Origin of the sequence: Planotetraspora thailandica, from assembly GCF_016863335.1 — a bacterium.
Taxonomy (GTDB): Bacteria; Actinomycetota; Actinomycetes; order Streptosporangiales; family Streptosporangiaceae; genus Planotetraspora; species Planotetraspora thailandica.
The window spans coordinates 1-8,275 of the sequence record NZ_BOOR01000039.1 but is presented as its reverse complement, the minus strand read 5'-3'; the positions used below and the strand labels follow the sequence as shown (position 1 = coordinate 8,275).

The window sequence follows — 8,275 nt, the reverse complement described above, 5'->3', positions numbered from 1 at the left end:
CCCCTTCCACGACCCCAACGACACGCCCACCCCCACCGAGGACAACACCGGAGACGGAACCGAAGGCGGAAACGGCAGCGGAAACGGCAAGGGAGACAACACCGGCGACGACGGCGACAGCGGGGACAGCGGGGACCGCCCAGACGGAGACGGCGGAGACGGAGACCGCGATGACGGCGACGGCCGCGGTGATCGCATCAGTGAAGACGCCGACGAAGGAAAGGGCGGCGGCAGCGAGGATCAGCCCGGCCCCGCCCCGAACACCCACAACAGGCGGACAGCCGAGCCACCCGCAACCAGCCGACACGCACCCAGACAGCAGCCCCCTGCTCAGCCGCGCCCCGTACCGAAGACCCGGGCCGAACCAACGGCCGAACCAACGGCCGAACCAACGGCCGAACAGCAGACATCGAGCGAATCGGGATTCACCGAAACGACCGCCCCCGAGCCGGGATCCACCGAGCAGGGATCCACCGAGCAGGGGCCCATCACGTCGGCATCGACCCAGCCGTCGTCCCCCGACCCGGCAGCTGACCGGTCAGCGCAGGGAGGAGAGCCCGAAGAGGGCTTGCATGCTCACTACGCGGCCGACGCCCGCAACCCTGCGGCGCCCGCCCCCGGTCCTGCGGGCCACGCCTGGAATGTGCGGGAGATACGAGTAGAACTCACCACACTCCTCCACCTCGACGAACACCCCGCCGAGATCCCCGGCTGGGGCATGATCCACGCCGACCTGGCCCGCACCATCGTCGCCGACATGCTGTCCGCCGAATGGCGGTACGCCATCTGCACCACCAACGGCCGACTCCTGCACGCCGGAATCACCCGACACCGCCCCTGCGCCGCCACCACCCGACCACCCCGCCAGACCCGCCACGGGGGCATCGTCGAACTCCAGATCACCGCCGCCCGCCTCCACGAGCTGGCACACAACCCCATCCAGCACCGATGGTGGGCACCCCTCATCAACGACCTCGCCCGCCAACACGACAAACACGACACCACCACCGACACCACCACCGACGCTGACGCCGACGCCGATAAACGACGCCCCGGCGCCGCCCTGAGGCGTTACGTGCAAATACGCGGCCGGGTCTGCTCCTGGCCGGGCTGCCGCACGCCCGCCACCACAACCGACCAAGACCACGCCATCGACCACGCCGCCGGAGGCGCCACCCTCGACACCAACCTCCACCTGGCCTGCCGGCACGACCACCGCGCGAAACACCACGGCGGATGGCAGGTCGCCATGCCCCAACCCGACACCGTCCTATGGACCAGCCCCCTCGGACACCCCTACGCCGGCCGCATCCCACCGATCATCACGACGCTCCCCGACCCCCGACCCCGAAACCACCCCGACCTTCCACCCGACCGCATCACCGACCACGACGAACCCACCCTGACCGAGGAAAACCCCGACCCGCCCGAGCACACAGGAAGCGCTTCGCGCGTCACCCCGAAACAGGGCCAGAACTCCTCGGAATGGGCGACTTCACCTGCTCGAGACGACTCACATGCGAGTGCCGATCGCAGCCCGGCCACACCACCTGACCGACCGAGCCCACTCCTCGGGCCACATAACGACCCGCCTCCCTTCTGAAGGACCATCGCCCAAGGCAGCCCAGCCGCCGGGCTGCGGAACCCAGACGCTCAGCCGTCGATGCGGTGGGTGGTCCAGAACGACGACAGATCGACCGAGGTCACGGCCTGCGCGGCAGGGAGGTGATGTCCGGAACGCTTTGGCCCTGGCCGGACATCATCACCACGATCGGCCCGCCGCAGCTTGACCGGATCCTTCGCAGCACGCGTGATCCGCTGCAGCTTGCGGCAATCCTCCATCGTCAACGGCCGGACGAACACTCCCAGTCGGCGAGCCACGACCACCTCCCACCATCCACGACCACATCTCACCGTCGAAGATGGCAGCCAACCCGACGGGGTCACCGCCGGAGATCAATTACCCGCCCACCGTTCGGTGACAGGCCACTAGGTCATCGGCGAGCCGCGGCGTCCGGAGACACCGCGCGCCCCTCTGGAGCTCGTGGCGCCCCCCAGTGCGTTGTCGTGCTCGTTCTGCGGCAACGAGAGGTCACGGCTCTCGTGGCAGGTCCGGGAGTCCGGATCTGCGAGCCCTGCGTGCGGTTCTGCGACGAGGTCATCGCGGCACAGGCAGGGTGTCCGGCCGCCCGAACGATCGGAAGGCCACTGGTGCTCCCGCCAGGTGGCGGGAGGGTTCCGCCACCTGGCGCTGTCACCGGCTCGGGCCGCGTTGCAGCATGGATTCACTGCGACCACCACGCTGAGCTCGACACATCAGGAGGCCCGATGACCATCCCGTCTTCCCCGCCGCAGGCCGCCCCGGCGAGCCCGCCGCCGTTCGACCCCGAGCTCGCCGCCGGGCTGGAGATCATGGCGGAGCTGATCTCCCCTTCGCTGCTGCCGGACACGATCCCCGAGATGCGCTCGGGAATCGGTCTGGCCCGGCCGTCCGACGACGACCTGCGGCTCGGCGGGGCGTACGAGGTCGAGGAGCGCTCGGTACCCGGCCCGGAGGGCGCGCCCGAGATCTCGCTGCTCATCTGCACGCCCACCGGGATGCCCGGCCCGGTTCCCGCCCTCTACGACATCCACGGCGGCGGCATGGTCATGGGCGACAACCGCACGGGGCTGCCGGTCGTGCTCGAGATGGCCCACGAGGTGGGGATGGCCGTGGTGTCGGTCGAATACCGCCTGGCCCCCGAGCATCCCCATCCCGCCCCGGCGGAGGACTGCTACGCCGGGTTGATCTGGACGGCGGAGCACGCGCACGAGTTCGGCGTCGACCCCGATCGCCTCGTCGTCGGTGGCGCCAGCGCCGGAGGCGGGCTCGCCGCGGCGGTCGCCCTGATGGCCCGCGACCGCGGCGGACCGGCGCTGATCGGGCAGCTACTGGCCTGCCCGATGCTCGACGACCGCAACGACACCGTGTCCGCCCTGCAGATGCAGGGGATCGGGGTGTGGGACATGACGTCCAACGACACTGGATGGACGGCGCTGCTCGGCGACCGGCGCGGCGGTCCCGACGTCTCCCCCTACGCCGCTCCGGCCCGGGCGCAGGACCTGTCCGGGCTGCCGCCCGCCTTCATCGACGTCGGGTCGGCCGAGACCTTCCGCGACGAGGACGTCGCCTACGCCACCCGTCTGTGGCAGGCGGGCAGCCAGGCTGAGCTGCACGTGTGGCCGGGCGGGTTCCACGGTTTCGACCTGCTCGTCCCGCAGGCCGCGATCTCCCAGGACGCCCGCGCGGCTCGGGTGCACTGGCTGCGCCGCCTGCTGGCCCCCTGATCGGCCCTGAGCAACCTGAGCAAACCCGTGCAACCTGAGCAACCCATGCAACCCTGAAAATCCCTGGGCAGCCCCTGATCGGCTCACCGCGCAATCCTCCGGCCGCCTGCCGGAAAGGTCCTCTTTGCTCCCCCTTCCGCACGATGCAGGATTGAGGATGTGAAAGAGCTCGCCGGCCGGCTCACGGCACTCGACCCGGACGCGGGCGCGGCCGTCCGGGTCATCGCGTACTTCGACCGTCTCGTCGAGGGCCGGGCCGGGCTGGAGGCCCTGGTGCGCGGCGCCGCCGTCCTCGCGGGCTGCCCCGCCCGTCTGGACGACGAGCGTCACCGTGTGCGCATCCGGGTCGAGCCCGACGGCCTGCGCGCCGATCATGACGGGCCCGCCGACCCCGCCTGGTCGTCGGCGCCGCTGGTCCCGGACGGCCCGGCGGCCTTCTGGCTGGAACGGCCGGGCCCGGGCGGCGTGGTCGAGGCGATGGTGCTGGAACGGGCGACGGCCGCGATCCGGACCGTCCTCGACCGCACGCGCGGCGCGGCCCCGCCCGCGCAGGCGGGCGACCAGGCCCTGACCGAACTCGTGGTGGACGGGGCCGCGCCCGAGGCCTCCCGCCTGCACGCCGGCCGCCGGCTCGGCCTGCGCGCCGAGCGGGCCAGGGCGGTGGCGCTGGCGGACGGCGCGGCCGGCGTCAGGCCGTTCGTCCAGGCGGTGCCGGGCCCGGGGCTCCCCCCGGGTCGCGCCGGTGTGGGCCCCGCGGTCCCGCTTGCCGACCTGCCCGCCTCGTGGGCCGCCGCGCGGGTCGCCCTGCGGCTGACCGCCGAGGGAACGGAGCAGGACCCCGGCCCCCGGGTGGTGCACGCCGACGAACTGGGCGGCCTGGCCGTACTCGCGGGGGCGATCGGACCGGGCACCCCGCCCGTGCCCGACGTGCGCGCCCTCGACCGCGCCGCCGCGTCCGCGCCCTGGACGCTGGCCACGCTCGACGCGGTCGCCTTCTCCCCCAGCCTGCGCGCCGCGGCGACGGCGCTGCACGTGCACCACTCCACCCTTCAGGACCGCCTCGTCCACGCCGAGCAGGTGCTCGGCTGGTCGGTCCACGAGCCGCAGGGCAGGCTGCGGCTGCAGCTCGCGCTCGTCATGCGCCGCGCGCACCGCGGCATCAGCGGACGGACAGCGTGAGCGCGAAGTCGCCGGCGGGGTCGGTGTACGACCGGATCACCCTGAGCCCGGCGGTCTCCAGCTCGGCCCGCACGCCCTCCTCCCGGAACTTGGCGCTGATCTCCGTACGGATCTCCTCACCCGACTCGAACGCGACCGACAGGTCGAGGGCGGCCAGCCGCACCTTCATCGCCGTGGACGCCCGCAGGCGCATCTCCATCCATTCGTTGTCGGCGTCGTAGCGGGCGACGTGTTCAAAGGCGTCGGGCTCGAAGTCGGCCCCCAGTTCCCGGTTGATCACGTGCAGCACGTTGCGGTTGAAGGCGGCCGTGACCCCTTCCTCGTCGTCGTAGGCCGCCACCAGCCTCCGCACGTCCTTGACCAGGTCGGTCCCCAGCAGCAGGGTGTCGCCGGGCCTCAGTGTGGAGCGCAACTCCTTGAGGAACACCTCGCGCGCGGCGGGCGGCAGGTTGCCGACGGTGCCCCCGAGGAAGGCGACCATGCGGCGGCCGTCCCTCGGCAGCAACGACAGGTGCCGCTCGAAGTCGGCGCGGACCGGCCGTACGGCCAGGCCGGGATAGTCGGCCGCGAGCCGCCGCGTGGCCGCCTCCAAAGTGACCGCGTCGACGTCGACGGGCGTGTACGACCGCAGTGTGCCCGCGGCGGCGAGCGCGTCCAGCAGGAGGACGGTCTTCTCGCTGGTGCCCGAGCCGAGCTCTACCAGGGTGTCGGCCCCGCTGCGCGCGGCGATGTCGGCGGCGTTGTCGCGCAGGATCTCCAGCTCCCTGCGGGTCGGGTAATACTCGTCGAGCCGGGTGATCCGCGAGAACAGGTCGCTGCCCGTCTCGTCGTAGAACCACTTCGGCGGCAACCACCGGGGGGTCGAGGTGAGCCCGGTCCGCACGTCGTGCTCCAGTGCCTGCCGCAGATAACCGCCGTCGAGATGATCGATCACCGCCATGGATCGCTCCTCGGTCGAGTTCCTCAATCGATGGGTGTGACAAGCACGCCGTCGGGGGAGGCGAGCAGGAGGTTGCGGTCGGGTACGGCCTGCCAGCCCGGCCGGTCGTCCAGCGGCTCGCTGGCGACGAGCACGCCGTCTGCGAGATGGGCGTACAGGGTGTCGCCCCAGGCCGTGGCGGCGAGCTGGGTGCCGCCGCACACGAGCAGGTTGAGCCGGGCCGCGGGGTCGGCCTGGGCCGCCCTCCTGACGACGAGCGGCAGGGCCCGGCCGAGCGGCATGCCGTCACGCAGCCCGGAGAAGAGGGCCGCGGCCAGCCACGCCGAGTCGCACACGCTCTCGGCGTCGCAGGCCAGCGTCCGCACCGCCTCCCGCCTGACCCTGCCGTTGTGGCTGAACAGCCAGGCGCCGTCGGCGAAGGGGGCGGTGGCGCTCTCCTCGACGGGCAGCCCGTTGGTGGCCGAGCGCACGGCCGCCATCAGGCACGTCGAGCGTGCCGTCTCGGCTAGCCCCGGCAGGTTCGCGTCATTCCAGATGGGCACCGCGCGCCGGTAGCGCACGGGCTCGGGGCGCGACGGGTCGTACCATCCGATGCCGAAACCGTCGGCGTTGACGCTGCCGAACCGCTGCAGCCGGGGCGCGTACGCCTGCCGGAGCAGGCCGTGCTCGGGCTCGAACAGGACCGACGCGAGGGTCCTGGCGGGTCCGAGCCAGGCCACGTGGCGGCACATCTAGTCCTCCGAGCGGGCGCACCGGAACCCGGAGAAGATCTGCCTGCGGATCGGGAGGTCCCAGTTGCGGAACGTCGCCCGGATCGCGGAGGGGTGGGTGGCCCAGGACCCGCCGCGCAGCACCCGGTATTCCTCCCCGAAGAAGACCTCGCTGTACTCCTTGTACGGGAAGCTCCGGTAGCCGGGATACGGCTGGAACCAGGAGTCGGTCCACTCCCAGACGTCCCCGACGAGCTGCTCGACGCCGTACGGGCTCGCCCCGGACGGGAAGGCCCCGATCGGGGCGGGGCGCGCGGCCCGGTGGGCGAGGTTCGCCTGGTCGAGGGAGGGCTCGGCGTCGCCCCACGGGTAGGTGCGCTCCCCGCATGCCTTCTCCCACTCGGCCTCCGTCGGCAGGCGCTTGCCCGCCCATCGGGCGTAGGCGTCGGCCTCGTACCACGACACGTGCTGCACGGGCTCGTCCGGCGGCACGGGCTCCTCCCGCCCGAACCGGAGCCGCCACCAGTCGCCGCCGTCCTCGGTCCAGAACAGCGGGGCGGAGATGCCCTTGCTCTGCACCCACTCCCATCCCTGGGGCGTCCACCAGCGGGAGTTCTCGTAGCCGCCGTCCTCGGCGAACGCGGCGTAGGCGGCGTTGCTCACGGGGTAGCGGTCGATCCAGTACCCGCACAGGTGCCTGCGGTGGGCGGGCCGCTCGTTGTCGTACGCCCAGGGGTTGGCGCCGGCGCCCATGACGAAGATCCCCTCCGGGATGTGGACCTCCGGTGCCGCGGCGAGACCCGGGGAGCGGCCGGGCGGCAGGTCGCCCTCCTGGACCAGCCCCGGCTCCCTGGACAGTTGCAGGGTCGCGAGCATGGTCTCGCCGTGCTGGTGCTCGTGCTGCATGACCAGCCCGAAGACGAACCCTCCGGCACGCAGCGGGTCGGGATGGGCGAGATCCATGCGGTCCAGTACGTCGAGGGCCATGCCGCGCACCCCGGCGATGTACTTCCTCGCCTCGTCCGGGCCCAGCAGCGGCAGGCTCGGGCGCCCGCTGCGCGGGTGCTTGAAGGCGTCGTAGAGCTCGTCGATCTCGGGCCGCAGCGGGGTGATCCCGCCGACCTCGCGGAGGATCCAGAGCTCCTCGTAGTTGCCGACGTGCGCGAGGTCCCACACCAGGGGGGACATCAGCGGCGAGTGCTGACGCATCAGCAGTTCGTCGTCGGCGTCGGTGTAGGCCAGGGAGCGATGACGCACCGCGGCCAGTTCGGCCGCGATCTTCTCTTTGAGGGCGGCCACGTCGGTGACCTGGCTGGGATGGCTCACGCGGACATCTCCTCCAACAGGTCGGCGGCCGGGGAGCGGCCGGTTTCTATGTGCTTGACGGCGTAGGCGGCGACCCGGTCCACCAGCCAGGGTTCGGCGTCCAGCCGGGGCAGCGCCTCGACGACCGCACGGAAACACGTCTCGGCGGCGCGGCGCAGGTCCGGGTCCGCCAGGCCGAGCCGGGCGGCGCGAGTCCACCAGCCGCCGAACGGCACGGCCGCGTCTAAGGCCTCCTCGGCGGCCGGGCCGTCCATGAGGAGCGCGCTGACCACCGCCGCGCAGACCGGCCAGTCGTCGGGGCCGAGGGCGTCCAGGTAGCGGACCTCCAGCCAGCCGCGTGGCCGTACGGGCGGGAACAGGGTGGTCGCGTGGTAGGCGAGGTCGCCGCGGGTCGGCGGCCGCCCCGCCACCGCCGCGAAGTCGCGGAACGCCGGGCCGGGGGGCACGGGACGGAAGGCGTCGCCGCCCTCGTGGATCATCATGAGCCCGGCGTCCAGCAGGTAGCGCGCCCAGTCGCCGGCCGGGTCGCCCGCGGCGCCGAAGCAGACGCCGCCGCGGGAGACGGGAGCGGTCCTGGACGAGTCGAGGCTGGCCCACACCCGCTGGCGGCCCGACATCCAGCCGTCCGCGGGCGAGTTGGCGAACGCCGCCACGAGCACGGGGCCGAGCGCGTGAGCGAGGTTCCACCGCCGGGCGGGATCGCCGCCGACGTCCACGTTGACCTGGATCGACGCGGTCGAGCACATCATGGTGATCCCGTACGGCACGCCGAGGTAGGCGGCCATCGCCTCAT

At 72.5% G+C, this 8,275-nt stretch carries 8 protein-coding genes; 3 read left to right on the top strand and 5 right to left on the bottom strand.

Features of this window, described 5'->3' with window-relative positions; translation table 11 throughout:
• Window positions 1-1,603: HNH endonuclease (locus tag Pth03_RS25575; protein ID WP_203946929.1), on the top strand; the 1,603-nt coding region annotated here is incomplete at its 5' end.
• 50 nt (window positions 1,604-1,653) lie between these two features.
• Here the strand turns inward: Pth03_RS25575 and Pth03_RS25570 are convergent.
• On the bottom strand, window positions 1,654-1,881 hold the full coding sequence (locus Pth03_RS25570) for a hypothetical protein (RefSeq protein ID WP_203946928.1): 228 nt from the start codon (window positions 1,879-1,881) through the stop codon (window positions 1,654-1,656).
• Window positions 1,882-2,328: 447 nt separating this feature from the next.
• Between Pth03_RS25570 and Pth03_RS25565 the strand changes: the two genes are divergently transcribed.
• On the top strand, window positions 2,329-3,327 hold the full coding sequence (locus Pth03_RS25565) for an alpha/beta hydrolase (RefSeq protein ID WP_239119357.1): 999 nt from the start codon (window positions 2,329-2,331) through the stop codon (window positions 3,325-3,327).
• A 159-nt stretch (window positions 3,328-3,486) separates the two neighbouring features.
• Window positions 3,487-4,506, top strand: a complete 1,020-nt coding sequence (locus Pth03_RS25560) for a helix-turn-helix domain-containing protein (RefSeq protein WP_203946926.1) — start codon at window positions 3,487-3,489, stop codon at window positions 4,504-4,506.
• Here Pth03_RS25560 and egtD read toward each other — a convergent pair.
• The 4 genes from egtD to Pth03_RS25540 all read right to left on the bottom strand — a co-directional run.
• Entirely contained in the window at window positions 4,487-5,446 is a 960-nt protein-coding gene (gene egtD, locus Pth03_RS25555) for an L-histidine N(alpha)-methyltransferase (RefSeq protein ID WP_203946925.1), read from the bottom strand. The two genes, Pth03_RS25560 and egtD, sit on opposite strands and share 20 nt — an antisense overlap.
• Before the next feature lie 23 nt (window positions 5,447-5,469).
• Window positions 5,470-6,165: an ergothioneine biosynthesis protein EgtC gene (gene egtC, locus Pth03_RS25550; RefSeq protein WP_239119356.1), complete on the bottom strand. Its 696-nt coding sequence runs from the start codon at window positions 6,163-6,165 to the stop codon at window positions 5,470-5,472.
• Window positions 6,166-6,177: 12 nt separating this feature from the next.
• Entirely contained in the window at window positions 6,178-7,482 is a 1,305-nt protein-coding gene (gene egtB, locus Pth03_RS25545) for an ergothioneine biosynthesis protein EgtB (RefSeq protein ID WP_239119355.1), read from the bottom strand.
• Window positions 7,479-8,275: glutamate-cysteine ligase family protein (locus tag Pth03_RS25540; protein WP_239119354.1), on the bottom strand; the 797-nt coding region annotated here is incomplete at its 5' end. The genes egtB and Pth03_RS25540, both read right to left, overlap by 4 nt.

Excerpts from the sequence above, each read along its gene's own strand:
- egtD (WP_203946925.1), bottom strand. The coding sequence starts at position 5,446 with ATGGCGGTGATCGATCATCTCGACGGCGGTTATCTGCGGCAGGCACTG.
- Pth03_RS25565 (WP_239119357.1), top strand. The coding sequence starts at position 2,329 with ATGACCATCCCGTCTTCCCCGCCGCAGGCCGCCCCGGCGAGCCCGCCG.